At 67.2% G+C, this 26,769-nt stretch carries 17 protein-coding genes; 9 read left to right on the top strand and 8 right to left on the bottom strand.

The window, feature by feature from the left end; all coding sequences use genetic code 11:
- The first annotated feature begins 106 nt into the window (after nt 1–106).
- The 5 genes from V9K93_RS14725 (at nt 107) to V9K93_RS14705 (ending at nt 4,448) form a co-directional block, all read left to right on the top strand.
- Nucleotides 107–973 carry a pirin family protein gene (locus V9K93_RS14725; RefSeq protein ID WP_046986974.1) on the top strand — a complete coding sequence of 289 codons (867 nt, stop codon included), beginning with the start codon at nt 107–109 and terminating at the stop codon, nt 971–973.
- A gap of 71 nt (nt 974–1,044) precedes the next feature.
- Entirely contained in the window at nt 1,045–1,725 is a 681-nt protein-coding gene (locus V9K93_RS14720) for a hydrolase (RefSeq protein WP_005409868.1), read from the top strand.
- Nucleotides 1,726–1,779: 54 nt separating this feature from the next.
- Complete coding sequence (locus V9K93_RS14715; protein ID WP_136637924.1) at nt 1,780–2,421, top strand: hydrolase; 642 nt, start codon at nt 1,780–1,782, stop codon at nt 2,419–2,421.
- A gap of 116 nt (nt 2,422–2,537) precedes the next feature.
- On the top strand, nt 2,538–2,927 hold the full coding sequence (locus V9K93_RS14710) for an OsmC family protein (protein ID WP_032129425.1): 390 nt from the start codon (nt 2,538–2,540) through the stop codon (nt 2,925–2,927).
- 126 nt (nt 2,928–3,053) lie between these two features.
- The gene (locus tag V9K93_RS14705) at nt 3,054–4,448 is read left to right on the top strand and encodes an ABC-F family ATP-binding cassette domain-containing protein (RefSeq protein ID WP_337302779.1); all 1,395 of its coding nucleotides are present in this window, start codon (nt 3,054–3,056) and stop codon (nt 4,446–4,448) included.
- Between the two features lie 131 nt (nt 4,449–4,579).
- Here V9K93_RS14705 and V9K93_RS14700 read toward each other — a convergent pair whose 3' ends face one another.
- The 6 genes from V9K93_RS14700 to V9K93_RS14675 form a co-directional block, all read right to left on the bottom strand.
- The gene (locus tag V9K93_RS14700; protein WP_046986976.1) at nt 4,580–4,909 is read right to left on the bottom strand and encodes a hypothetical protein; all 330 of its coding nucleotides are present in this window, start codon (nt 4,907–4,909) and stop codon (nt 4,580–4,582) included.
- 97 nt (nt 4,910–5,006) lie between these two features.
- Nucleotides 5,007–6,752: a putative porin gene (locus V9K93_RS14695; protein ID WP_136637922.1), complete on the bottom strand. Its 1,746-nt coding sequence runs from the start codon at nt 6,750–6,752 to the stop codon at nt 5,007–5,009.
- A gap of 42 nt (nt 6,753–6,794) precedes the next feature.
- Nucleotides 6,795–7,460, bottom strand: coding sequence for a TonB family protein (locus V9K93_RS14690; protein WP_136637921.1), 666 nt, complete (start codon nt 7,458–7,460; stop codon nt 6,795–6,797).
- A gap of 39 nt (nt 7,461–7,499) precedes the next feature.
- On the bottom strand, nt 7,500–7,913 hold the full coding sequence (locus tag V9K93_RS14685; protein ID WP_005409874.1) for an ExbD/TolR family protein: 414 nt from the start codon (nt 7,911–7,913) through the stop codon (nt 7,500–7,502).
- Nucleotides 7,914–7,923: 10 nt separating this feature from the next.
- Entirely contained in the window at nt 7,924–9,708 is a 1,785-nt protein-coding gene (locus V9K93_RS14680; protein ID WP_295377834.1) for a DUF2341 domain-containing protein, read from the bottom strand.
- A 38-nt stretch (nt 9,709–9,746) separates the two neighbouring features.
- A complete protein-coding gene (locus tag V9K93_RS14675) occupies nt 9,747–11,363 on the bottom strand; it encodes a ShlB/FhaC/HecB family hemolysin secretion/activation protein (protein WP_337302778.1) in 1,617 nt (538 codons plus the stop codon).
- A gap of 201 nt (nt 11,364–11,564) precedes the next feature.
- On the opposite strand from V9K93_RS14675, the gene V9K93_RS14670 reads away from it, so the two are divergent.
- Entirely contained in the window at nt 11,565–11,900 is a 336-nt protein-coding gene (locus V9K93_RS14670; protein WP_012511246.1) for a hypothetical protein, read from the top strand.
- Between the two features lie 90 nt (nt 11,901–11,990).
- Here the strand turns inward: V9K93_RS14670 and V9K93_RS14665 are convergent, their stop codons facing one another.
- Entirely contained in the window at nt 11,991–12,443 is a 453-nt protein-coding gene (locus tag V9K93_RS14665; protein ID WP_337302777.1) for a hypothetical protein, read from the bottom strand.
- 115 nt (nt 12,444–12,558) lie between these two features.
- Between V9K93_RS14665 and gspH the strand changes: the two genes are divergently transcribed.
- From gspH to V9K93_RS14650, 3 genes are read left to right on the top strand one after another with little or no spacing between them, the layout of a single operon-like run.
- On the top strand, nt 12,559–13,005 hold the full coding sequence (gene gspH, locus V9K93_RS14660) for a type II secretion system minor pseudopilin GspH (protein WP_136638057.1): 447 nt from the start codon (nt 12,559–12,561) through the stop codon (nt 13,003–13,005).
- An 8-nt stretch (nt 13,006–13,013) separates the two neighbouring features.
- Entirely contained in the window at nt 13,014–13,364 is a 351-nt protein-coding gene (gspI, locus tag V9K93_RS14655; protein WP_248298391.1) for a type II secretion system minor pseudopilin GspI, read from the top strand.
- Nucleotides 13,361–13,975: a prepilin-type N-terminal cleavage/methylation domain-containing protein gene (locus V9K93_RS14650; protein ID WP_253077751.1), complete on the top strand. Its 615-nt coding sequence runs from the start codon at nt 13,361–13,363 to the stop codon at nt 13,973–13,975. Before gspI ends, V9K93_RS14650 begins: the two co-directional genes overlap by 4 nt.
- Nucleotides 13,976–14,220: 245 nt before the next feature.
- Here V9K93_RS14650 and V9K93_RS14645 read toward each other — a convergent pair whose 3' ends face one another.
- Entirely contained in the window at nt 14,221–26,616 is a 12,396-nt protein-coding gene (locus V9K93_RS14645; protein WP_337302776.1) for a filamentous hemagglutinin family protein, read from the bottom strand.
- Nucleotides 26,617–26,769: the final 153 nt, after the last annotated feature.

The following is a 26,769-nucleotide window of genomic DNA, read 5'->3' as shown; positions in this document are numbered from 1 at the left end:
ATAGGACTATGACGGCAAATATTGGCATCTACCGACCCTATTGTCGCGGCGATATCGTCTCCGTCAACGAAGAACAGCGGCCGGCAGCCCCGGCCAGGAGATCGCCATGAAGCGTGTCACCGGTACCTACAGCGCGCCCCGCCCGCACTGGGTGGGCGACGGATTCCCCGCCCGCTCGATGTTTTCCTACAACACCCACGGCCAGCACCTGAGCCCGTTCCTGCTGCTGGACTATGCCGGCCCCTACACCTTCGCCCCCAGTGATACCCCGCGCGGGGTCGGCCAGCATCCGCATCGCGGTTTCGAGACCGTCACCATCGTCTATGAGGGCGAGGTCGCCCACCGCGACTCGACTGGCGCCGGCGGCACCATCGGCCCGGGCGACGTGCAGTGGATGACCGCTGCCTCCGGCATTCTCCACGAGGAATTCCATACGCCGGAATTCAGCAAGCGCGGCGGCACCCTGGACATGGTGCAGCTGTGGGTGAACCTGCCGGCCCGCGACAAGATGGGCGCACCGGGCTACCAGACCCTGCTCGATGCGCAGATCCCTTCGGTGGAGCTGCCCGATGGCGCCGGCCGCGTCCGTGTCATCGCCGGCCGCTTCGACGGCCACGCCGGTCCAGCACGTACCCACACGCCGATGGATGTCTGGGACATCCGCCTGCAGCAGGGCCAACACGCCGAACTGCCGGTGGCCGATGGCCGCACGCTGGCGCTGGTGGTGCTGAAGGGTTCGGTCAGGGTCAACGGCGGCCAGCCGGTCGGCGAAGCCCAGCTGGTCACCTTCGACCGCAGCGGCGAGGACGTGTTCGTCGACGCCGACAGCGACGCCACCCTGCTGCTGCTCAGCGGCGAGCCGATCGACGAGCCGGTGGTGGGCTACGGCCCGTTCGTGATGAACAGCCAGGCCGAGATCAGCCAGGCGGTCAACGATTTCAACAGCGGCCGCTTCGGCCAGATCGCGCACTGAGCGCTTCCGCGCGGCGGGTGATGACCCGTCGCGCCAGCGGGCCATCGCCCACCGTCCCCAGGAGACTGACCATGAGTACCCCCGCCAACTTCAACGGTGCCCGCCCGGTGATCGATCCGGACAACGCCGCGATGCTGCTGATCGACCACCAGAGCGGCCTGTTCCAGACCATCGGTGACATGCCATTCACCAGCGTGCGCGCCCACGCCACTGCGCTAGCGAAGATGGCCACGCTGGCGAAGATGCCGGTGATCACCACCGCCTCGGTTCCACAGGGCCCGAACGGTCCGCTGATCCCGGAGATCCACGACGCGGCCCCGCATGCGCAGTACGTGGCGCGCAAGGGTGAGATCAACGCCTGGGACAACCCGGAATTCGTTGCTGCAGTGAAGGCCACCGGCCGCAAGCAGCTGATCATCGCCGGCACCATCACCAGCGTGTGCATGGCCTTCCCGTCGATCGCCGCCGTGGCCGATGGCTACCAGGTGTTCGCTGTGATCGATGCCTCGGGCACCTATTCGAAGATGGCCGAAGAGATCACCCTGGCCCGCGTAGTGCAGGCCGGCGTGGTGCCGATGGACACCGCCGCGGTGGCCTCGGAGATCCAGCGCACCTGGAACCGCGACGATGCCCAGCAGTGGGCCGAGGTCTACACGAAGATCTTCCCGAACTACCAGCTGTTGATCGAGAGCTACCTGAAGGCGCAGGACGTGCAGAAGAACCACGAGCAGCTGGATTCGCAGCGCAGCTGAGCTGCCCCCGGGGTGCCGGCCAGCCGCCGGCCCCCTCCCAACCGGAGACCCACCATGTCCAGTGAACCCATCCGCGACCCGGCCAGCGACCACCTGCTGACCCCGCAGAATTCCGCCTTCATCATCATCGACTACCAGCCGGTGCAGGTGAACTCCATCGCCTCGATGGACCGCCAGCTGCTGGTCAACAACATCGTCGGCACCGCCAAGGCCGCAGTGGCCTACGGGCTGCCGATCGTGCATTCGACGGTCAACGTCAAGACCGGCCTGAACAAGCCGCCGATTCCGCAGCTGCGCAAGGTGCTGGGTGACTACCCCACCTACGACCGCACCACCATCAATTCCTGGGAAGACATCGAGTTCCGCAGGGCGGTGGAAGCCACCGGCCGCCGCAAGCTGATCATGACCGCGCTGTGGACCGAGGCCTGCCTGACTTTCCCGGCCCTGGATGCGTTGAAGGAAGGCTATGAAGTGTACGTGGTGGTCGACGCCGTCGGCGGCACTTCGCTGGCCGCGCACGATGCCGCGCTGCGCCGCATCGAACAGGCCGGGGGCCAGCTGATCAGCGTGCCGCAGCTGTTCTGCGAGCTGCAGCGCGACTGGGCCCGTTCGGAAACGGTGCCGGCGTTCATGAACCTCTTCATCGAAACCGGTGGTACGGCGGGTATCCAGTTCTCGTACGATCGTACCGAGTGATTTCGTGGCGGCGCTGGCCTTGCCTGGCGCCGCCTTTTTGGAGCAGTCGAGCACGGCTCGACTCTACAGTGGATTGGTCGAGCATGGCTCGACGCTATAGACAGATGGAGACTCCGATGGCCTACGCACGCATTGTTTCGACCGGCGACAACTACCTGCACCACATCAGCAATGGCAGCTTTGATGTGGACGCGGACGAGCCGGCATCGCTCGGCGGCCAGGGCAAGGGCTTCGCGCCGTTCGATCTGTACCTTGCCTCGCTGGCGGCCTGCACCGCCATCACCCTGCGCATGTATGCACAACGCAAGGGCTGGGAACTGGGCGAGTTTCATGCCGAGCTGCGCTCTGAGCGTGACGAGGATGGGCGCTTCCACGTACATCGCGTGCTGCACGCCAGCGCTGAACTGAGCGATGCACAGTGGCAGCGTCTGCTGGAAGTGGTGGAGAAGACCCCGGTGACCCTGGTGATGCGCGAGGGCGCACGGATCACCAGCGAGCGCGGCTGAAGCAGGTCTGGCCCACCTGCGGCGGATCTTGGCCGGTTCCTCGCTTGTTCCGGCCTCGCCCCTGTTCCAAGCTGCGCGTCCGCGTTCGGATGCAGTGAGCGCGCAGCAACAGGAGGACCGCACGCGATGTTACGTGCCCATGCTTTGGATCTGGATTTCAACGGCCGCACCCTGCTGGCCGATATCAACCTGCACCTGCCCTCAGGTGCCCGCATCGCCCTGATCGGCGACAACGGCAGCGGCAAGAGCTGCCTGTTGCAGATGTTGGCCGGTACTCTGGTGCCCAGTGGCGGGACCATCATCCGGCGCAATGGCGCACGCATCGCCTACGTGCCGCAGCACGTGCTGGATGACTCCTCTCGTAGCGGCGGCGAGCAGATGCGCCATGCGCTCGCCCGCGCGCTTGATGCCGACCCCGACGTACTGCTACTGGATGAACCCAGCAATCACCTGGACCGCAGTGCACGCCGCTCGCTGATCGCGCGCCTGCGCCAGTTCCATGGCGCGCTGTTGGTGGCCACCCACGATGAAGCCCTGATCGATGCGCTCTGTAATGACCTCTGGCACATACGTGGCGGGCGCGTGAGCCACTTCGGCGGCCGCTACCGCGACTATCAGGCGGACCTGCAGCAGCGACGCGAGGCCAGCGACCGGCAGCTGCGCCAGCTGGATCAGGAGCGCGGCCAGGCCCATGAGGCGTTGATGCGCGAACAGCAGCGCGCCGCGAGCTCGCGGGAACGCGGTGTGCGCAAGGTGGAACAGCGCAAGTGGGGCGGCGTGCGTTCAGCCACCAAGCTCGGCCGTGGCAATACCACCGCCGGCAGCAAGCAACTGCTGATCCGTGAGCAGCAGGAAGACATCGAGGCTCGTCGCAATGACCTGCAGCGGGAGACCATCATCGAGCCTACCTTCGCGTTGCCGGCCGGCTGGCGACGTGAAGGAGTGGTGGTGCAGCTGACCGACGCCAGCGTGGCGCATGCCACCGAAACGGTGCTGGGTGGACTGCATCTGCGCCTGGATGTCGGCGATCGCCTGGCGATCACCGGTGACAACGGCAGCGGAAAGTCCACGCTGGCACGCGCGCTGTGCGGCGACCCAAGCATCCACCGTGATGGTGACTGGTTGCTGCCGCCAGCTGATCAGATCGCCCTGCTCGACCAGCACTACCGGGACCTGCCGATGCAGGCCACGCCTCTCCAGGCGCTGTCTGCCCAGATGCCGGACTGGAGCCAGACCCAGTGCCGGCTGCACCTGGCCGACTTCCTGTTCCGCGGCGATGCCACGGCGCAGACGCCCGTGTCCGCATTGTCCGGTGGCGAACGGGCGCGCCTTTCAATGGCATTGATGGCGGCCAAGCCCCCAGCGCTGCTGGTTCTGGACGAACCAACCAACAACCTGGACATGACGCTGCGGATGCACCTGATGCAGGTGCTGCGGGTGTTCCCGGGCACGTTGGTGGTGGTGTCGCATGACGACGCGTTTCTGCAGGCGCTGGAACCGGGACAGGTGCTGGCGTTGTAGCTGCGGCCGGGTGTGGCCTATCCACATACCGCGTGGATCTACTGTAGAGCCGAAGGCAACGGCAGGGGCTGTTGCCAACCTCGCGTGCAACCACCCGAAAAGCCGAGCATGGGCTCGGCTCTACGTAAGGCTCAGCGCCGCGAATGCAGCACGGTGCGCTGGCGCATGGCGTTGAACTCCTGCTCCACCTGCTGGATGTCCTCGGCCTGGAAACCGGCCGCATCCAGCAGCTGGTCGGCGGCAGCCGCCGCCAGCGGGTCATCGTCGCGCTGGCGCCAACAGCGCGCCGGCAGGAAGTAGCCCACTTCGCTGCGCCCGCGCATGATCACCACCGGCCGGCCTGAGTACAGCAGGAACTCGGCCAGGTGCTGGCGCAGGCCCTCCACTGAAACATAGGCCGGTCCAACACCCAGCATCTGGCTGGACGGTTCGGGACTTTCGAACAGCTTGCGACGGCTCATCCATTCCTCCTTTGTGCAACGCGTGGTCTCCTTTCCTTAGACGGGTGCGTCGCTGCGCCCCCGCCACGCTTCGCGTGATGCCCATCACGCCCTCCGCTTAGAAGCCGGTGTTGAACTCCAGCTGAAACACGTCGATCGACAGCGGCGCGCCGGACACTTCCTTGGCCGCCATCCACTTGCCGCTGATCCAGCTGCGCGCGTCGAGCGCGTAGGCACCGCCCACGTAGTAGCCGCGGGCATTGGTGCCACCCAGGTGGAAGTTCGGATCGTTGTAGGCGTCGGGCAGCGCGTCGGCCTCGATATGCTTATAGCCCAGCAGTGCCTGCCACTGGCCCTTCTCCTTCAGCTCGGTAGCACCGAAGGTGGCCTGCAGCATCCAGGCGGTGTCGCCGCTGCGGAAGGTATCGATGCTGGCAGTACCGCCGGCGCCGTAGTTGTTGACGATGCCGCTGTTGGCTCGGCGGAACATCGCCTGCTTGTCGTAAGCCAGGTTGCGGATGAAGTCGCCTTCCAGGCGCATGCCGATGTCCTGCGCCAGCTGCGTATCCCAGCGCAGGTTCATTGTGGCCAGGCGGAATTCCGACGCCAGGCCGACATACTGCGGGGTTGGCGTGTTGGCCGGATCCAGCGGATTGCGGGCGATGTCGCGGATCAGCATCAGGGTGTTGCCCTTCTGCATGAACACCGGGCGCGACCAGTCGGTGTCGCAGCCCACCGCACCCGCATACAGCGCACACGGTGAGGACAGGCGACCACTGATGTTCTTGAAATCGTAGTAGCCCAGCGCGGCGCGCAGCGCATTGTCGTCGTTGAAGTGCCAGTTCACACCCACCTGCGCACCGGACAGCCACTTGTTCTCGTTCGGGGTCTTGACCCGGCTCTGGCTGGGCGAGCTGTCGGAGGTGTATTCCAACGGCACCACCGCCAGATTGGCGAACAGACCGACGTCGCCGCCATCGAGGTCGTACTTCAGATTGGCGGCCAGGCCGTCGAAGTTGAGGTCGTTGGAGAACAGCGTGTCACTGGTCCAGAACGGGTTGCCGAAGCGGCCACCGCGCACGGTCACCCAGTCGGCCGGGCTGTAGGCCAGCCAGGCCTGGTCAAGCCATACATCCTTCTTGCTCAGGCCGCCACCCAGCTGCTCGGTGGTCGACACCGGGCCATTGCTGCTGCCACTGGCCAGGCGTACGCCGGCGGTAGTGTGCTGGCCGATGGTCGCTTCGATGCCGAGACGGGCACGGATGCGCCACAGGTTGCGGCGGTCCTGGCGGGTGTTGAGCAGCGGTGGCAGCTGCAGGTTGGTGTTGGTGTTCGTATCGAAGCCGTTGCCGGAATTGATCGACGCCCAGTTGCTCACGATGTCGCTGTTGCGCTCGGAGTAGAAGCGCGACTCGCTGCGTACGCGCATGTCACCGGTGACCTTGATGCGCTTGGTCCATTCGGCCACTTCGTTGGGTGCCGCCCAGCCTTCCGCCTTGGCCTGCGCCATCACGTCCTGGCGCACCTCGTCACGAATGCCGTCGCGTACGCTCTGCGGCACGTAGGGCACGCGCACGTCGCCGGCTTCCAGGGCCACGCCACCGCTGGCGGCCGTGCTGCCGCTGGCTGCGGTGCGTTGTGCGGCCACCGCTTCGGCTTCGGCCTGCACCAACAACGCCTGGCCGTCTTCGGGCTTCAGTGCACCACTGGCGATCAGGCCCTTGATCAGCTTGACCATGGTGGTTTCGGCGGCCATCGCACCGGCCGGTGCGGCCAGGCTGAGCAGCACGGCGCAGCACAGCAGCGCCCGTCGGGCCGGCCGCGGGCGGCGGGAGTCGGTTCGTGCGCGGACGTGGTCGTTCATCACGGTTCTCATCGAAAGAAGGGGAATCATGGAAGTCGGGAATCAGGCCCCGGGCCGGCGGCCCTGGATCAGGACGCGGGCGGGGAAATCGAGTGACGGCGGCGGTGCTTGGTCGACCTTGCCGATGCGTCGCAGCGCGTCGAGCACGGCCGCGTCGGCCTCCTCGTTACCGCTGCCACGCACCAGCTCGACCTTCTCCAGCCGACCGTCCGTGGCCAGCCACACATTCACCTGCAGCTGGAACGCCAGGCGCTTGACCTTGTCGTCGCGCGAGATCGCTTGCTGCATCAGGTAGCCGAGGTAGCGACCGTAGGTGGCATTGCCGGCGCCGCCACGGCCGACGCCCGACGAGCCACCGCCACTGCCGGACTGGATGCCGAAGTTGTCACCGCCAGCCTGGGCATCGGCATTCATCGTCACCGGGTCAGCGTTGTCCGGGGTCGGCGTCGGCTCTTCAGCGGGCGTCGGCTGATCCAGCGGCTCCGGCTCGGGCATCGTTTCTTCCGGCGGCGTTTCCGGCTCTGGCGGCTTTTCCGGCGGCGGGGGTGGCGGCGGAGGCGGCGGTGGCAGTGCCAGCATCGGCGGCTGCACCACCGGCCGACGGGTGCTGGCGGTGTCCTTGAACAGCAGCCACCACACCGCGATGCCTAGCACCAGCAAGGCGGCCAGCACCAGCGCGACGGTCACCAGCAACTGGCGACCGCGCATGCCGGGCTCCGGCCGAGGGGGTTGATGGGCCGTCATGCCTCAGCCCTGCGCCTTGCCGGTGACCAGGCCGACCTGGGCCAGCTCCAGCCGCCGCAGCAGGTCCAGCACCTCGACCACGCGGGCGTACTGCACCTGCGCATCACCGCGCACGATCACCGGAAAATCTGGCGTGGTCGCGCGTTCGGTACGCAGCCGGTCTTCCAGCTCGGCCATCGTCACCGGGTAGGCATCCAGGAACACCTGGCCACTGGGGTCGATGGTGATCGCCTTGGTCTTCGGCTTTTCCAGGGCCACGCTGTTGCTGGCCTTCGGCAGGTTGACCTCGATGCCGGGAATGGAGGCGTTGCTGGTCAGGATGAAGATCACCAGCACCACCAGCAGCACGTCCACGAAGGGCGTCACGTTGATGCCCTTCTCGCGCTTCTTGATGCCGAACTTCGCCTTCTGGCCCATGGCGCGCCCCTCAGCCCTGGACCGCGGCCGGGCCGCGCCCGTCCTGCTCTTCGGCCAGTCGCGCGGCGAACTCGTCGATGAACACCGCCATGTCTGCGCCGATCGCCTCGGCGCGTGCGCCCAGGTAGTTGTAGCCGAACAGCGCCGGGATCGCGACGCCGAGGCCGGCTGCGGTACACAGCAGCGCTGCAGCCATGCCCGGCGCCACCGAGTTGATGTCCACCGCGCCGGCCATCGCCGCCACCACGAACACCAGCATGATGCCGATCACGGTGCCGAACAGGCCCACGTAGGGCGCACCTTCGATGGTTGTCGACAGCCAGTTCATGCGCCGTGCCATCGCTTCCTGCTCGCGCACCATCACCGCATCCATCGAGGCACGGATCGCGGCGATGGTGGCGCCGCTCAGGTAGCCACTGTTGCCATCACGCTGGTGGCGCTGCTGCATTTCATCGATGGCCACCTGGTAGATGCGCCACAGCGAGCCGTCATGCATCGCGGTCGGCGCCTTGCCCTGGCGGTCCATCTCGGACAGAGTGCGCAGCGGCACACCGGACAACTTGCCGAAGCTTTCGGTGAATACCGCGTTGGCCTTGCTGGTGCGGCCGAAGTGGCGGCTCTTGGCGATCATGATCGCCCATGACATCAGCATCATCAGGCCGAGGATGGCGACCACCACCCAGGCATCGAACGGCATCGCCTTGAGAATGAAGCCGAAGTGGCTCTGGCCGGCCGACTGCTCATCGGCGCCGTAGCTGATCAGGCGCGAGTCGGCACCCTGCGCAGTGGCATCGGCCAGCAGCAGCGCCGCCGGACGTGCCACACGCGAGATGCGCAGTTCATCCAGTGCGCCTTCGAAGTTGGCCAGAGGCTGTACCGCGCCCGGTGCATCGGCGCCCACTACCGGGGCGGTACCCAGCGCCGGCAGCTCGCCGCTCAGCTGGGCCACCACACGGCCGTTGAGGTACAGCTGCAACGCGCCCTTCTCCGCCGTCAGCGCGACGTGCGCCCACTGCCCTTCCGGAATTGGTTGCGCAGGCGTACTGCGCTGGCCGTTGAGCTGCACGAACGGCACCCGGTTCTCGATACCCAGTACCAGCTCGGAGGCGCCATCGCGACGGGCAAAGATTGCCTGCGCCGCATTGTTGCTGCCCGGCTTGATCCAGGCCGAGAGGGTCAACGGCGCGCCAGCTTCCTGTGCCAGCGAGGCGCTGGCCGGCAACGGCAACGGGCCTGCGCCCAGCTGCACGCCACGGCCGATCACCGAACCTTCGGACGGCGGCACCACAGCACCGGCATTGTTGCCGTAGGCGGTGGTGTCGCGTGCCGGCGCATTGGCTTCGGCGAAGTGGTAGACCAGCGTGTAGTCCGGGTCGAATACCTGCTGACCGTTGCCGCTGGCCGGGGCCTTCTCGTTGCCGTAGTACATCCAGATCGTCTGCGGCGCCGCGGCGCTGACCGCTGGCACGTCCACCCAGACCAGGGCCAGGCCCAGCTTGGGATCGAACTGCTCGATCTGGTGGGCCAGCACAGTGCGGCCATCACCCGAGACGAAACGCAGGTCATTGCCCGCATCCTGGGTGCCGTCGAAACCGAAGTTGCCGGTATGCAGGCGCAGCAGCAGCGGCGTACGGCCCGGGTCACCGGCCAGGCCCGCACCCTGCGGGCCGGCGTCGACGGTAATCGGCTTGCGGTACTTCCATTCGGCCTGCCACCAATTGGCATCGGCCGCAGCGGCGGGCAACGCAACCAGCGCGGCCAGCAGCAGCAACACTCGGGAAAGCAAACGGTCCATGCGAAGGGTCTCCGGAGAACGCATGTTCAAGGAAAGGATCAGTAACTGGTGCTGATGTTGAAATGCAGGCGCGGGTCGTCCTTGCGCGTGACCGGGCCATCGGCATAGGGCCAGGCGTAGTCCAGGCGCAGTTGCAGGTGTTCGCCCAGGCGCAGCTGCGCACCCAGGCCGACCGACGCCAGGTTGTACTTGTCACGCTGCTCGGGCAGCGGCTGGCGCAGGCGCAGGTAGGCCGCGTCGGCAAAGCTGTAGACGCGCAGATCGGTGCCGCTCCACAGCGACCATGCCGGGGTACGCCACTCCAGGCTGGCCAGGCCGCCGTAGTCGCCGATCGCCTCGGCCGAGAGATAGCCGCGCACGGTGTACATGCCACCGGCGGCGAACTGCTCAGCCGACACCAGCGGCGCATCGGTTACCTGCAGCGAGCCGCGCGCGTACCACTGCCAATCGCTGCCGAAGGTGTGGGTGTTGGCCACATCGGCCTTGAAGGCCACGAAACTCGGATCGGCCCAGTAGCGCTTCTGCCCGAAGCCGATGGCATCGCTGCCATAGCCGAACAGGCGACGGGTGCCGGCGACCAACTGGGTATTGATGCTCAGCTGGTCCTGCTCACCCTGGCGCACTCCGACGAATGCCAGGGTGATCGGCGCGTACTTCAGCGGCGTTTTCAGGCTCTCCTTGCCCATCTGCGTGTCTTCCTCGGTGTCCTTGAAGTCCACACCGAGGCTGAGCTGGCGCCACCACTGGCTGCTGCCGGTCAGTCGATAGTTGAGCTTGACGCCGATCGAGTGACCGTTGCCGATCACGTTGGTACCGGTGCCGGTACCGACCTGTCCGCCTGCGTTCAGTACGCGGCTGTCGGACTTGTAGCCGGACGCTTCCAGGCTCCACGGCGTGCCTTCGAACGGCATCATGTACGAGGCCGAGAACACCTTGGCCTGCTTGGTATCTTCCGGGGCCAGATACACGCCGATGTTGGCGCTATGGCCGCGCTTCCACAGGTTGTCGTAGGCCAGCGACGCACTCAGGCGCAGCTTCTCGGTGTCGGCACTGTGGTCGTTGTTGAGCGCCGCGCTGGCACGCCACGGCGACTTCTCCTCGACCTGCAGATCCACATCCATCGTGCCCGGCACCTGGCCCTCTCGCACCAGCGGCATCACCTGGCGACGTCCGCCTTCATTCAGCGCGGTCAGTTCCTTCTGCGCCTGGTCGAAGTCCGGCACCTTGCCCTCGGCAAGTGCCGGCACGCGTTCGCGGATGCGTTCGGGCGATTCGTGCTTCGTGCCTACGACCCGCAGCTGCCCGATCGGCGTCTGCTGCACCTTCAGCAGCACCACGCCGCCACTGACCTGCTGCTCGGGCAGCTCGACGTAGACCGACTGGTAGCCTGCCTGTTGGTACAGCGCATTGACGGCATCGCGCGCCTTCTCGACATCAGCCAGGGTCTTGCCGGGGCCGAGGAACGGCTCCACCGCACGTTCGATCTGGCGCGGATCGAGCACGGTGTTGCCGCGCACGATGTATTCATTGATGTTCACGCTGGGCGCAGGTGCCGCCTCCTGCGCAAACAGCGGCAGCGGCAGGGTTGCCAGGGCCAGCACCAGCGGATGCAGGCGCAGCGGAAGGCGGACGGCTCGGTACGGAACAGGAGTCATCGAAAGCATCGCGTCGTATCGAAGGAAGTGGCCATGGAGCGGCGCGTGGGTCTACCAACAGGACGTGTAGGTCGCGTCAAAGCCGCCAACAGTTTTGTGACAGCACTGTCATCTTTTGACGGTCCGCCAACGCGCGCAGGCGGACACTGCGCACGCCATACGTCTGCATTGCAGAGCCCTTGCTGCTGCGGGAGATCGGAAATGAGCGGACTGTTGATCACATGGCGTCGTCCGGCGCTCGCCTTCGTCGTGTTGCTGGTGCTGCCCTCGGTGCAGGCCGGCGAACAAAAAACACAGGAGGACGCTGCACCGTGTATTGAAGTACAGGTCAACGGCGAACGGATTCCCGCCTGGGAGTGCCTGCAGCGCAAGCTGGCGCCGCCGGCGAAATCTGCGAAGTCACCGGCGTTGCCCGAAGCCGAACGGCTGATGCGGCAGCCCGGCAACCAGCTGATGCAGTACAACCTGGAAGGCACGCGACAGCGCATGGGCGATGCCTTTGGTCGTTCGGTGGTACCCCAGCGTCCGGCGCGCTGATCCTGCGCAGCTGTAGAGCCGAGCCCACGCTCGGCTGCTTCTGCGTGGCATCGCCGATGAATGCAAAGACCGCCGAGCGTGGGCTCGGCTCTACAGGGAGTTGGCGGGCACGATGCCATCGGTCGGCACCGGTGGCAGCTCCGGCACCGGCAGGCTGCGCGACTGGCCTGCCTGCTGCAGCTCCACCGCGCTGGCACTGATGCCGGCCAATACCGTGGATGGACCCAGCCGCTGACCGGGGGCATAGGCTTCCGCCGGGCGGCCATCCACCGAGAGCAGGGCCAGTGGCGCGTGGTCACCGGCCATCACGCCCAGCACGACCACTTCTGTATGCACCGCACCGGGTGAAAGCAGCCGCACCAGCGGCAGACTCGCCGCTGCGTCGAACACGGGCCGCACAGGCACATTCGGCTGTGCCTCACTGGCGGCCACCGAGGGTATTTGGCCGACAAGGGTCACGCCCCAATAGGCCACCACCGCCAGCAGCAGCGTCGCCGCCAGCAGGGTCAACACCCGATTGCGATCCCAGCGCCTGCCATCCATGTTCCGCACCATTGCCACGTTCGTGTCCGCCCACGCTAGCAGCCGTCGCTGACGCTTTTGTTTCATCATCCGCGCTTACGCTGGCAGGCATCGGCAAGGACAGGAGGCGATGTCGATGCAACGCATTCCGCATGGCTTCACCCTGATCGAACTGATGGTGGTGCTGGTCATCATCGGCATCTGCACGGCCGGGATCGGCCTGGGCCTGGGCAGCCTGCTCGACCCCGGCCGGCAGCTGCGGCAGGAAGCCGAGCGGCTGGCGCAGCGCCTGCAGGCGGCACGGGACGAGGCCCGCATCGACGGCCGCAGCATCCGCTGGCAGGCCGACGCCAGCGGCTATCGCTTCAGCCGCCGTGAGGGCAGCCAATGGGTGACCGTGCAGCGCGACGACCTGTTGCGGCCGCAGCGGTGGCAGGCAACGGGTATCGCGGTGCAGCCCGCCAATGCCATCGAACTAAGCCCGGAATGGATTGGTACCGCCTGGGAGCTGGGGCTGTCGCTGGAGGGCCGCACACTGCGTCTTCGTGATGATGGCAGCGGACAATTGCAGGTCGTGCAGTGAAGCGGAACATGCGCGGATTCACCTTGATCGAGGTGCTGATCGCACTGGCGATCGTTTCGATTGCGCTGGCGGCGGTGATGCGCTCGGTGGCGGTGGCCACCGACGATCAGTCACGGCTGCGTGATCGCCGCTTGGCACTGATGTGCGCGCAGGACCGCTGGCAGGAGCTTCGTTTGGCCGGGCAGGCACCCCAGGATGCACGGCAACGCTGCGTGCAGGGACGCGGAACCTTCCTGGTGCTGCAGCACCTGGGCACGGGCAGCGACGGCCAGCCGCAGCTGGAACTGAGCGTGGTCGCCGAGGATGCACCGCGGCAGTCGCTGGCGCGGATGCAGCTGCCGTGGACGGCCGCGCCATGAAGCGCGCCGTGGGCGGTTTCACCCTGATTGAGGTGATGATCGCGATCACCATCATGGGCGTGCTGGCGCTGATCTGCTGGCGCGCGCTCGACAGCGTGGCCAGCAGCGACCAGCGCCTGCGACAGGCGGATGCCGAGACCACCACCGCACTGCGCGTGCTGCAGCAGTTCCAGCGTGATATCGAGATGCGTGCGGATGATGCGCTGATGAATGGCGCGGTGCGTCCGGCTGATCGTCCGCAGCGATTGCTGCCTCCGTCGCTGGTGAGCGAGCGGCACCCGGATGGAAGCTTCGCGCTGGAGATCACCCGCAGCGTAGGCAGTGATGGGCTGCACTGGCAGCGCGTGCGCTGGTGGCGTCAGGGCAGCACACTGTGGCGGGCCAGCGGCGCGGCCACGGACCGGTATCCATTGCCGGCGCCGGAACAGTCGAAGGGCATCGCGGTGGCGCGCGATGTGCAGCGGTTCGAGGTGCGGGCGTGGCAGCCCGGCGAGGGATGGGCCGTGTTGCCGAGCAAGGGCGAGGTGCTGCCAGCCACCGGACTGGAGCTGCGGCTGGGCCTGCGCGATGGGCGTGGGCCGTTGAGTTACCGGCGGGTGCTGGAGTTGTAGGATTCGTTCGTGGCACCGCATCCACGCATGGTGTGGATCTACTACCCTCCTGCCGCCGGGTGCTCTCCTGCACCCGGCGGCGCTGTGTCGGTGGTCCTCACCGCTGATGGCCGCTCCCTGCCCTCCGTGCCGTCCTGGCTGGGGCCGCCACCGTTCCCTGGCGGCTGGCCCGATGCTGCAGCCCGATGCGGTGCATCGGGCAATGCGTGCCGACCAAGGTCGGCACCTACCGTGGCGTGCAATGCCTATCGGCGCTGCGTGCCTTCGTCGCGGCTTGCCTGCGGGAACTGGAACGCACTGTTGGCGTCGTAGCCGCTGTTGGCGGTCGTGCCGCGCGCCGGCGGCGCAATGCTGCTGGTGCCGCTGCCGAAGCCGAGGATCTGCACGCTGATCACCGACGGCTGGTTGCGCCGTGCGTCGTCCTGGCTCTTGCGCATCACATCCTGCGCGGCCTGGCTGGCGCTGTTCGCTGCCGCACTGGCCGAAGCCAGCGCATTGACGTTCACCGTGGCCAGCACCGGCAGGCCCTTGCTCTCACCCTGCACCTGGATGTTGGCCGCGTTGAGCACCTGCAGCGCAGCGAGGTTGATGTTGCCCGAGACACGGATGCCCGCTTCGCCCGCATCGATGGTGCCCAGCGGCGCGATCAGGTCGACGTCGCCCGGCGGCACTTCGGCGATGGGGTTCAAGGTGGCGATGCCTGCGCCACTGGCGGGAGCCTGCGGCGACAGGATCACATTGCCCCAGCCGTCATAGACGCGACGCGGTGGCGTATACAGCAGCGTAGTCTGCGAACCGCGTCCGGCATTGATGTCACCCTGCTCCGACCAGGCCAGGATGTCACCGCCGAACGTCGTCATCACCCGCGACAGGCCGAGCAGCACGCTGTCCTGGCTGAACAGCCGGATATCACCTTGCCCCTGGGTCACCAGTCCGGCACTGGCCGGCGGCACCACCCCCTGCACACCCACCACGATCTGTCCGCCCGGTGCCATCAGCTCGATATTGCCACCGGCTTCGGTACGTACGCCTGCGCCGCCATACATCAGGATATCGCCGGTGCGTTGGATCGTCGCACCTGCTGCATCCTTGTCCGGCATCAGCGTGGCGATGGCCTCGCGCCCACGCAGATAGGAACCAACGCGTGGCCCATTCCGATCGTTGTACTCGCGGCCACCTTCGCGCAGTTCGGCGTAATAGACCTGGCGCAGGAAGATCCGTTGCTGTTCGCTCGGCAACCGGTCGAACGCAGCCAGCGCCTCGGCGCCGTCGACGGTCAGGCCGAAGCGCTGCTGCAGCCACTGCTTCAACTCCTGGTCATAGATCTTCACCGCCTTGCCGGGCTGCGATGCCAGCGACTGCGCCGGATCGGCCAGGTTGGCCGGATCCAGGTAGCGCGTGCGCAGTGCATCGAAGTCAATGCCCTGATTGCCGGCAGTCACTGCGATGCTGGCACCGGGACGGGCATCGCCCTGGACGACGCCACCCAGGCTCACGATGCTTCCGGCCTCTTCCTGGCGCAGCTGCCGGCCCGCACTCACTTCAACGTTGCCGGGGCCGGCCACCGTCAGGTTGCTGCGGATGATGTCCCGGCCCGCCTCGATCCCGCTGATATCGGTACCGCTGGTGTTGAGCGCTGTGACGTTCGCATTGATCACGTCGCGACCGGCGCGCAGCTGTACGGCCGAGCCCGCTTCGTACCAGTCGAACAGTGTCCGGCTCTCCTCGCCGATGTTCCGCCTCAATTGCCTGCGCCCGCCGCTGCCCAACCCGATGATGTCACCGGCAACGGCATAGAAGCGGCTCGGTGATGTGGGCCGGGACGTCAGCGCACCGGTAGTCGGGGTACTGGGGCCGAACGCGAACAATGGCAGCATCGCCGCCGGGTCTGGACCCTGCACCCCATCGTTCGATAGATTGTGGCTGACCCGGGTCAGGCTGGCGCCCTGCTGGGCCATGAATGCAGGATCAAGCGGGCCAGGCAGGCGGGCGTCGCTACCGGAACGTGCAATGCCGGTGGCATTGGTCGCGGCATGGATCGAGCCCCCGGCCAGAACATCGAGCCGGCCGCTGGCCGAAGGCGCGAGCAGGATCACATCACCCGTGGTCGCCCCCGGTCCGAGGCCTCGAAGCGTGGCGCTGATGATGTCACCACTCGCAGCCACCGCACTGAACCTGGACGGATACAGCCAGTAATTGATGCTGGCGGGAACGGATTGCTCGCGCAGCGCGACGCCTTCAGCGAACATGTTGCTACCGGTTGCATGCAGACTTCCGGCCAGGCTGGGTGCGAGATTTCCGCCTACCGAGAACAGGTCCAGTGCCGTGCCTCGGGTCCAGAGCGAGAACCACGTCGTGCCAGCTGCATGCTGGCCATCGCCCAGAACCACGTCGTTGTAGTTGGCCGTCGGCACACGCCCTGCATCTGCGGCGCCACCGAGAACAATGTCACCACGGGCCTGCAGCCGGGCAGTGGAATCACCCAGAATGAGCAGGGGCCCCGCCATCGCCACCGGGGCGTCGGCCACGAACGGATCCTTCAGGCCCAGCATTCCGTAGCTGCTCTGTATCGCGCTGAGGCCACCGATGCGCGCCGCCTGCAGCAGGGTGCTGCCGCGCAGGTTGGTCACCGCGCCATTGAGATCCAGATCCTGCAGGAACCCTTCGGGCTGCTGCGCGCTGGCGCGCAGGCCGGGGTTGAGCGCTCCGCCGCTTCGCAGCGTCAGGTCGCCGCCACCGGTCAGATGCAGCTCACCGTTGCTGACGCGCCCGGTCGACCCGACCGCAGCAACAATCGCGCTGGAATGAGGCGCGGTCAACAGACCCAGGGCATTGCCCATCGGGTCGAGCACGCCCGCGTGGCGGCCCGCTTCCAGTGAAAGATTGCCGCCTCCCAACGTGCCGAAGCCGGTGAACCCGACCATGCGGGGAGCTGCGTCCGCTTCGGCGCCCACGGTGCTGTACGTGCCGAAGTTGATCCACCAGCTCGTGGGTGTTGCCTGGACGCCTTCGGTGGTGCCCGTACCCTGCCGCCACAACCAGCCGCCCACGGCTGCGCTTGAATGCCCGGCCTGGTCGCGCTGCGCCGTACCGGATTCGGACCGGGCGGTCCAGGCGTCGCCGATGATGTCGCGTCCAGCTTCAACCCTGACATCGCCGCCATGGTCGGGATACCACGCACGGTAACTGGCCAGCGCCGCATCATAGTTGCCCGAGACCTGGTTCCTGCCCAGCAGCGAGGTGTGCCAGGGCGCAGCCGTACGCACCGGATTGAACTGGGGGTCGCTGCCATCGCCCAGTAGCGTCGGCGCACCTGCGGTGTACACGCCGAAGCCGGACTTCATGCGCACGTCCTGCGCGGCCAGCAGTGCCAGATCACCCTTGCCGGTACGCAGCACGCTCCAGGCCGGCGAGCCAAGGCGCTTGCCGTAGGTGGTGACTTCGGTAAGCGTACCGCCGCCGTAGCAGTAGCCCATTGCCGCGCAGATCTCTTCCTCCGACATGCCCATCTCGGCACCCAGTTCCGTAGCCGGGCGGCCGACCCAGGATTCATCGCCCCACCATGCCAGCGAGCCTTCCTTGTCCACCAGTCGCGGGGCGGGGCCGCAATTGGGTCCGGACTCACAGACTTCGTTCTCGGTCAAACCCAGCTCCCGGGCCAGATCAGCCACGGGCTTCCCGACCCACGATTCGTCACCCCACAGATTCAGCGAGCCGTCCAGGGTGATCACGCGATCACCCTTCCATTCCGTCGTCGTGGTCACCGTCCCGATGGTGCTGTAGTGGCTGTCGGCCAGCACGATGCTGCCGTCACTTCCCCAGCTGCGGGTACGCGGATCGGCAGCGGTCGTATCGGCACCGGCCACTGCAGTCAGATCCCACGAGGTGGTCCCTTCGGGCAGCATCGCCGCCAGCGCCCAGTTGCGTCCCTGGCGCCCGCTGGCGTCGGCAGGCCGCAGTTTCACCGGCGCATCGCCGGCCAGCTCCACCTTGGTCATCGACGGGATGATCGCGCCGGCATGCAGGTCCAGCGCGCCTGACAGCTTCATCGCCATCGGCAGCGCGACGCCGGCCGGCCACACCTGTGCGGCCACCGGCGCCGGCGCGCGCAGCCGGAAGCCGGCGCCCAGGCGCGCACCCGCCTGCAACGTCAATGCCTGGGCCAGCACGGTTCCAGCCGCTACCACCTCGCCACCCGCCGTCGTCACTGCTGCGCCCAGCACGGTGCCGGCCGGCAGCAGCAGCGGTCCCGACAACCGCATTTCCGCGGGCAGCACGGTTCCGGCCGGCAGGGTCACGGCCTCGAAGGGCAGTGCATAGTTCAGCGTCGCGCCAGCACGGAATTCGGTGCCGCGCTGCAGCTGTACACCTTCGCCGGGCACGATCAGGTCGCCACCGAACGCCGTGTTGGGCGTACCGGCACTGCGCCCTTCCAGCAGCACCCAGCCGTCCTCATCGGGATTGGCAGGCGGCGGCGCGAATCCATCGTTGATGCTGCCGTAGACGTTGATATCGCCTTCGGCGCGCAGCACCAGCGCTGCCGATTCACCAAAGCCACGGCGCGCTGGATCGGTCCGGTTCGACTGCGGTCCGTAGCGGTAGCCGGACAGATCGATATCGCCGGCCACGACCAGATCGCCACGCGGGTTGTCACTGCTGGTCCGCGCCACGATCTGCACGCCGGGGCGCAGGCGATAGCTGCCCAGTGCGGCAGTACGCTGCTGCAGTACCGTATTGGTCAGCGCGGCGTTCATCCACTGGCTGTTGTCCGGGTCCACAACCGTGTCCAGCCAGTGTTGGTTGATCACCTGCGGACGATGGCCATGCACGTCCGGAGCGCTGGCCAATGGCGCCGAATCATAGCTGCGGAAGGCGTTGACCTGGACGTCGGCGGCACCGGCGATACGGATGCCGCTGGCCACGTCGATCGCGGCGTCGTTGCTGCCCACGCGTGGCACGTTGAGCTTGACGCTGCCGCGTGCGCGGCCATCGTTCTGGCCCGGGCTGCTACCCGTGGCCACCGAGGTGCCGGCGCGCAGGTCCATCGATGAGATCGCGCCCAGCTGCAGGCTGCCACTGGCCGAGGTCAGTTCGATCATCGCCCGGTTCGGGCTGTCGATGATCTTGCCGTAACTATCGACGCGCAAGGCGCTGCCATGCGCGTCCAATGCTCCGTCGATACGCAACACATCGCGGGCGGACAGGCGGATGCTGCCGACCTGTTCGCCACTGGCATCAATGCGGCCATTGACGAGCAGGCTGCCACCATCGACGCTGATATCAACGTTGCGCGCCTTCACTTCATCGCCGATCACCAGGTCGCCTTCGCTCAACTGGAACGTCCGGCCACCGGTAATGCCACCGGCGGTAAGCCGGGTGTTCAGGCCGGAGAAGTCCTGCAACTGGCGTGCACGCACTACCAGCTCGCCGCCGTCGTAGGGCACTTCAGTGCCACCGGCGTCGTAGCGGCCGCTGGCTCCGCCAAGCAACGTACCTGCCAGATCTACACGGCCGCCCTGCGGGCCCAGCGCAGCGACCGTCAAGCGGCCGCCGCGGTTGTTGCGGGCGGAAAGATCGATGCGCGACGCCGCGTCGGCAACGATGTCACCGTCACGGCTCGACAGCGCTACGTCGCCGCCCCAACTGTACTTGTCCACGTCGAACAGGCTTACCTTCCGCCCCGCCATGTCCAGCATTGCATTGCTGCCAAGCGCCATGCCCTGGCGGGCATTGGCTTCGAACCGGCCGGACGCCAGCGCCACCCGGCTGTCGATCACAACGCGTTCGGCCGTGATGGACAACTCCGCACCCAACGCATCGCTGCCCGCGGTTGCCGCAGCACCGCGCACCTGCACCGTACCGCCATTGCGGATTGCCAGCTGCGCGCCCGCGCTGCCGGTCAGCAGCGGGGTAACGATATCCAGCGCGCCGCCGCTGAACTGCCAGCCGCTGCCTGCCACGTAGTCGCCCTGGCGCTGGAAGACATCCAGGCTGCCCTTGCCGGAGAACAACATGCGATCCGACGCTGCCAGGGTAACGCCGGCGAAGCCAAGCACCTGGCGATCCGCGGCCACCGACGAACTGGGCCGGGTGAAGGGCGCACGCCCCAGTTCCAGCACCCGCGTATTGATTTCCAGCTGCCCTTGGCCAAGCCGACCCACCATCGCCTCGCCGGCCGGCTGGGTCTGCTCACCGCCGGGCAACGTGGTGCCGGCCAGCGTACCGTCCCAGATCAGCGTATCGGCGAAGATGCGGGCGCGGTCGGTCGCAGTGCCGTAACCATGAATGGCAGGGGCACCCAGCACCAGACTGCGTAGACTGCTGCGGCCGGTCGCACTGTCACGCGTATCCAGGTCCACGCTGCCGAACACATTGATGGCATCGCGCGCGGTCAGGCTCAGCGCCTCCAGCGCCGGCGCGCCGGTGGCGGTGTTTCCACGCAGCAATCGCTGCAGGACCTCCTGGTTCATGGTCATGCCCGCCGGCAGGCCGCCGGCTGCCGCTGCCACCGCAATGGCTTCGGCGCTGCCGAGATTGAGCGCCGACATGCCCAGGCCGAGCTGGCGCGTGCCGTAGCTCACCGCGTCGCCAATGCTCAGCGCGCCGTCGGTGACCACGTTGATGCTGCCTGCCGACAGCAACCGGGTCTGGCCATTGCAGTCCACCACGCATCCGCCGATGTCGATCGCCACCGGACCGCCGGCACTGCCGCCCTGCGCACTGAGCGCCGTCAAGCGCTGGTTGGACACGGCAAGCAGGCCGCCCGACACCAGATAGGGCGCCGTGGGCTGTGCCACGCGCGAGGTAATTGCCCCGGTCAAGGTATCGATCGAAGCGCCCTGCTCCACCAGGATTCCCTTGCCTCCGAACGCGGCCGACAGCAGCACTTCCTGCGCCGTCAGGTTGACGCCGTTGCGCACCACGATGTGCTGCGCCCTGCCCTCCAGCGAATGGGTCGTCGCGTCACGCCGCAGCACGCCGCCGATCAGCATCGTCTCCGGGCGGAACGCATTGAGCGCCGAGTCGAAGACGGTGGCGCCGCTACCGCTGCCGGCGCTGCCGCCTTCGGTGGCAATCTCCAACATCGCGTCATTGGAGGCGAGCAGATTGACTGAAAGCGTGCCCCCGCGTCCGTCATTGCTGCCGGCGTTGAAGCGTGACACGCCCTGGAAGATCGCGGCTGGCACGCTCGAACGTCCGGCGCCATCGCCCAACACCAGGTTGAGGTTGCCGGCGTCGGTTGGCCGCCAGCGCAGCGCTTCACCACGCCGCTCAGCCACGCCCTGTACGAAAGTGCTGTAGGAGGTCTCGTTGTAGCTGGCATGGCGGCGCACCACATCCGCCGGCGTCAGCACCAGATCGGTGAGCAGCGATGAGACTCCACCGCCCAGGCTCTGCGCCTGGTGTCCACTGACGCGCCAGGAACCCGTGCCGGTCGCCACTGCCTGGCGGCTGCCGACGGCGCTTTCGGCGCCGACTTCGACGCGGAATGCGCCCTTCTGCAGTGCGTAGCTTGCCGGCAGCAGCGTGTAGGTTCCGGCCGGGAGGCCGGGAACCCCGGCAGGAATGACAATCTGCTGGCCGATGCGCGGATCGGCGCTGCCGTCAGCGACCGCCTGCGGCGCCTGCGTGCCCGAGCGTCCCGGCATGATCGCGTAGACCGCATTGTCACTGCCGCTGAAGCGGTAGCGCGGGTTCGCATCCGCCAGCGCGTGCCTCAGGATGTCCACCGAGCCGCCGCGCCCCGCCACGAATGCGGCACCGGACAGCTCGCCTCCGCCGGAGACGTCCAGCACGCTGCCCGCCACGCCATTGAAAGCGTTGGCGACGATGTCGATACCGATCGGGATGTTGGTCGAGCCGGGGCCCAGCACATCGAAGTCGGCACCGTTACGGCGCCAGCCCACACCATCCACGGTGCCGCCAAACGGCAGCTGCAGGCCGGCACCGCGCACCGACGTCACGCTGCCTGCAAGCAGGTCGACGCGGCTGGCCGCATCGGCGTTGAATTCCCTGCCACCCAGCTGTACATGGCCCCACGGCGCCTGCACATTGCCGCCCTGCACCACCGTCGCCGCCACCAGCTCCAGGCTTCCGAACGCAGAGTCCGGTGCCGGTTGCGCGCCGCCTGCAATGCCATGGATGCGCAGTACGGCGTCGGGGTTCTGCCAGGACAGGCCTGAAGGACCGATGTCGGGGACGCCCGCCACGATGCGTCCCTTGGCCCGGGCCGCCGGATACATACGTGCGGCGCTGATATCGATCGAACCCGGGCTTGCCAGCGTGGAGACGAGTGAACTGCTGGCGACCGGGGCCAGCACGCGGATGTCACCGCGGCTGCGCAGCGCGACCTGGTCAAATCCCGCCAGCCAGGTGACGTCTCGCAGATCGATCAGATCGGCGCTCACGTCCAGGCGATGCTGCCGGCCGCTGTCGAACGCTGCCTCCAGTGGGCGCAACGTGCCTTCCCCGGCCGGCTGCCACCAGCGCCCCTGCGCAAGGCGGACATATGGCGCGGCCAGTTGCAGGCGGCCGCCCTCGCTGTTGCCCGGGACGAGGCCGAGGTAACGCTCATTCAAGCCCTGGATGCGCAGGCTCTGGTCCATGCGCAGATTGACATCTCCCAGGGCGCGGATGTCGCCGAACAGGGCCAGATGATCGAAACCACCGGCCTCGACCTGCTCCACCGACAATGCCGCATGGCCGTACTCAAGGCGTGCAGGCAGGTCCGCCGCCTGCGCGGCGTGCTGGGTCAGCGCGATAACCCGCGGCGCCAGCACGTCCTTGCCTTCTGCCGTTCTGCTGTAGGTGCCGCCACCAAAGGCAACGCCGAGGGTGCCACCGCGCGCGCCGTCGCCGCCCGCTGCTGCGTCCAGGTCGCCCTGCAGGTACAGCGCATTGCCGGCGCGCAGCACGATGCTGCCGCCGTCGCTGTCCACCCGGGTGCGCCCGCTGCCATCAATGTCCAGCAGCGCCGAAGCACCGGACGCGTCCAGCCGCGCACCGCGCTCCACCACCACGAAGGTATCGGGCGGCAAGTGGCGTACGTTGTCCTGGTCTTCCCAGTCCAACGCCCCCCCGATCTCGATCGTTCCGCCCTTGCGCACCTGTCCGCGCAATGTCCCGCGCGCGTCGGGCAGGGAAACGCTATCGCCGCTCACGTCCAGCAGGGCGCCCTCGGCAATCGTCCAGCGACGTTCGCGGCGTTGATCGCCACGCACACCGGTCGGATCGAATGCCTCGTCCAGGCGGATACGGCCGCCGGCCGCCTTCAGACTGCCAGCCACGTCCAGGTTGCCGGCGCTGAACAGTTCGATCGTCTGGCCGGCATCGACCTCGATCCTTGCGCCCTTGCCAACGAGCAGATCGGCCGTGGACAGCAGATGCCCTGCGCGCAGTGCCAAGCTCGCGCCGCCGCGCTGCGATACACGCCCGCTGGCCGGATCCGCCTCATACAGCGACGGCGTCCAGGCCTGAACGCCCTGCTCGCGGGCCAGTGCCTGCTGTGCGCCCTCGGCCAGGCGCAGCGCCGGTCGTTCCACCTGCAGCTGGGTACCTTCTTCAACCGTCAAACCGTTGTGCCCGGCGATGTCATAGCCGGCGAAGCCACTCCTGAACAGTGCTGACTGCAGTCGCAACGACGCCGCCGATGCATCTGTGCCAGGCGCGCCGATAGACACCGCACCGCCTGTTGCCAGCGAGAAATTGCCGCTTCCATTGCCGTGCGCGCTGAAGCGTGCGCCATCGCCGATACGGATCCGCCCGCTGCCGTCGGTGGCAACCTCGGTGCTGGCCGCGAGCAGGCTGACACTGCCGCCCTTGCCTACGCGCCCTTTGCCACTGGCATCGATCGCGCCGCCGGCATCGACAAGAATCGCTGCCCCTTCACCCACATGGATGTCGTGACTGCTGTTGAAGCGCATCTGTCCACCGTCGATCCACGCCTGCGCGGGGTCGCCATCCGGCGCAGCAAGCGCGTTGCTCCAACTGCCGCCGAGATCGATCCGTGCGCCCGCCGCAACATCCACCACGCCGCGTCCGGACCTCAGCAGGGCCGTGGGCCCGCCGAGCGCCGGAAGCAGGTTGCCGGCCTCCACCTGCCCGCCGGCAATCTGCACCGTCCCACCGAAGCTGACGCGGCTTGCAGTGAGCCCAAGCCGACCGCCCTCCTGCAACCTGAGCGTGCCATCCAGGTCGATACGGCCCGCAGAAGCGAGGTCCACCTGCCCCCAACGCTGAGCGCTCAGGACCTCACTGTCCAACCACACGGTATTGCGCTGTGTTTCCCCGATCGGCGCCTGCAACGTCCATGACCGGGTGTCGGCCTGGAGCGCTCCGATGCGGATCTGCGAATCGAACACTGCACTTCGGCCGTTGTTGTCGAAACGCCCGAGCCAGAGCTGCGCGTTGCGGGCCGCCGCCGTCTGTGCCTGCGCGTACCCGTCCTGCCCCTGGTCGGGGCGGCGCGTCTGCTGCAGTCCCTGAAAGGCCACCGTATCCACCTGGCCCTGCAGGACAGCCGTGGGCGCCGAGATCAGCAGACGGCCGGCATCGCGTCCCACGGTATAGCCATTGTCGAAACGCTGGGTGGGTGCCACCAGCGGATTGCGGAACGATTCGGTGACCCCCCAACGCTCCTGCTTCACTTCATAGCCCTGGTACAGACCGTCGTACAGCATCTCGGCCGGTGCATCATCAAGCCGGTACAACTGCCCGTCGCGGCCACGCAGCCAGCTCTGCTGCACCACGCCAGACTGCACATCCAGGCTGCCACCGGCCAGATTGATGCGCGAACCGACGTGGCTGACGACTTCCTTGCCTGCCAGCTGGACGGTTCCACCCTGCGCTGCCCATTCGCTGATCGAATGCCCCTGATTGTCCAGGTAGCCCCCGACTTCCAGCAGGCCGCCGCCGGCATACCAGCGCGTACCTTCATAGCCGCCGGTACCGGCGGCGACTTCGATCAACTGGCGGCGGTCGATCCACACCTCGCTACTGATCAGCTTGCCGCTGTCACGGTTGTCCGGTGAATCGCGCAGCTCGTTACCCTGCACCTTCACCTTGACGTTGTTGCTTTCCATCGCCACCTGCACGCCCACCGCACCGGAGACGTCCACGCGCGCGCCATCATCCAGATAGCTGCGTCGGCTGGCGTCGGCGATTACCTGGCCGCCGGTGGCTACCGCCAGCGCGCCGGCCTGGAAGTTCACATCGCCGCCGGAGACGACTTCGATGCGCGATTGCTCGCGGCGGTCCTGCAGGCGCGAGAGATTGTCGAAGGTGCCACTGTTGCTGCCACCGCGAAGCTTGTCCTGCTCGGCCGATTCCCTGATGAGGGCATCGCGCTGGCTGTCCAGCGCCGTGCTCTTGCCATCGTCTTCCAGCAGTACTGCAGTGGTCGAGCCGGAGGCCAGGGTCACACTGCCCGCCGCATCGGACGCCGAATTCAGCAGGTGTACGGTGCCGCGCTGATTCAGCGTGGTGGTCGCAACCGCAACGCCGGCCTGTTCGACCGTGCGGCCGGCCAGGGTGATGTCGCCCTCGCGTGCCTGGATCAGACCGCTGTTGCGAACGCTGCCGGCCGTGCTGTCAGCGACGAAGCGCGGTGCGATCTCGTTGCCACGGGTGGTCGATGCAGTGTTCTGCGCCGTGCCCACGCCACGGCGGATCACGAAACTGTCGCCGGCGGCAAGCTGGGTCTGACCTTTGCGCGTCTCGATCTGGCCCGCGTTCTCCACGCTGTGCCCAGCCAGCAGCACATAGCCACCGCCCCGCGTTGCCGTGGTCGGTTCGTGCGTGGTGATGCGTGCACCGCGTTCGACCATGACTTTGCCTACGGCGTCGGTCAGCGCCGAGGTGTTCGCCTCGGCACTGTACAGACCCTGCTCACGGAACTGCGCGTCGCTGATGCGCGCGGCCGCCGCCACCAGGTTGCGGACATTGACCTGGCTGTTGTTGCCGAACACCACACCGTTGCGGTTGGCCACGAACACCGTGCCATTGGCCTTCAGCTGGCCAAGGATCTGGCTGGGCCTTGCGGCGGGATCATTGACCCGGTTCAACACGGCCCAGTCGGGGTTCTGCAGGAAATTCAGTGTGGTGTTGCCACCAATGTTGAAGGTTTCCCAGTTCAGGATCGCCCGGTCGGCGGTCTGCTCGATGTTGACCAGCACCCGCCCGTCGGCGGCCTGCGACTGGATCGCCTCGCGGGCGTTGATCCAGCCGCGGGTCAGCGGATTCTCGTCGACCTTCAGGCCATCCTTGCCCAGCCCATCGGCGATCACGAAGCCCGCCTCGCGGCGCGCCTGCCGTGCCTGTTCCTGCAGGCGCTGCTGCAGGGCGATGGCCTGCGCGGCCGTACCAAGGTTGTCGATCGACTGCTGCAGCTTCTGCCGTGCCGCATCCTGCTGCTGCGCGGGTAGCTGGAACTGGATCGGCACGCCATTGGGCATGCGCCCGCTCTGTGCCGCCGCGCCCTGCGCCGCACCGCGCTCGGCGAACCAGCCGGGGCTGAACGCCTGTTGGGCCTGAGTGGCCGGAGCCACCACGCTGCCCAGGGCCACGGCGACGGCCCAGGCCATCGGGTGGCTGCGCCACAGGGCAGCAGGGAAACGGGCGGTGGGCGAATGCGGGTGCGACATCGGGGACCTCGTCAACCTGATGGGCCGCGTCGGCGGCGGCGTGTGTACGGATGGGCCTGCGCGAGGCACGCCCTGCACCTCATAGACGGTGGCGGCGGCGTGAAGACGACAGGCGCATCACGGTCATGCAGCGGACATACGCAGAAGGCGCCG

This window comes from Stenotrophomonas sp. CCNWLW162 (assembly GCF_037203745.1).
In the GTDB taxonomy this organism is placed as follows: Bacteria; Pseudomonadota; Gammaproteobacteria; order Xanthomonadales; family Xanthomonadaceae; genus Stenotrophomonas; species Stenotrophomonas maltophilia_AQ.
This window is presented reverse-complemented; position numbering and strand designations above follow the sequence as displayed.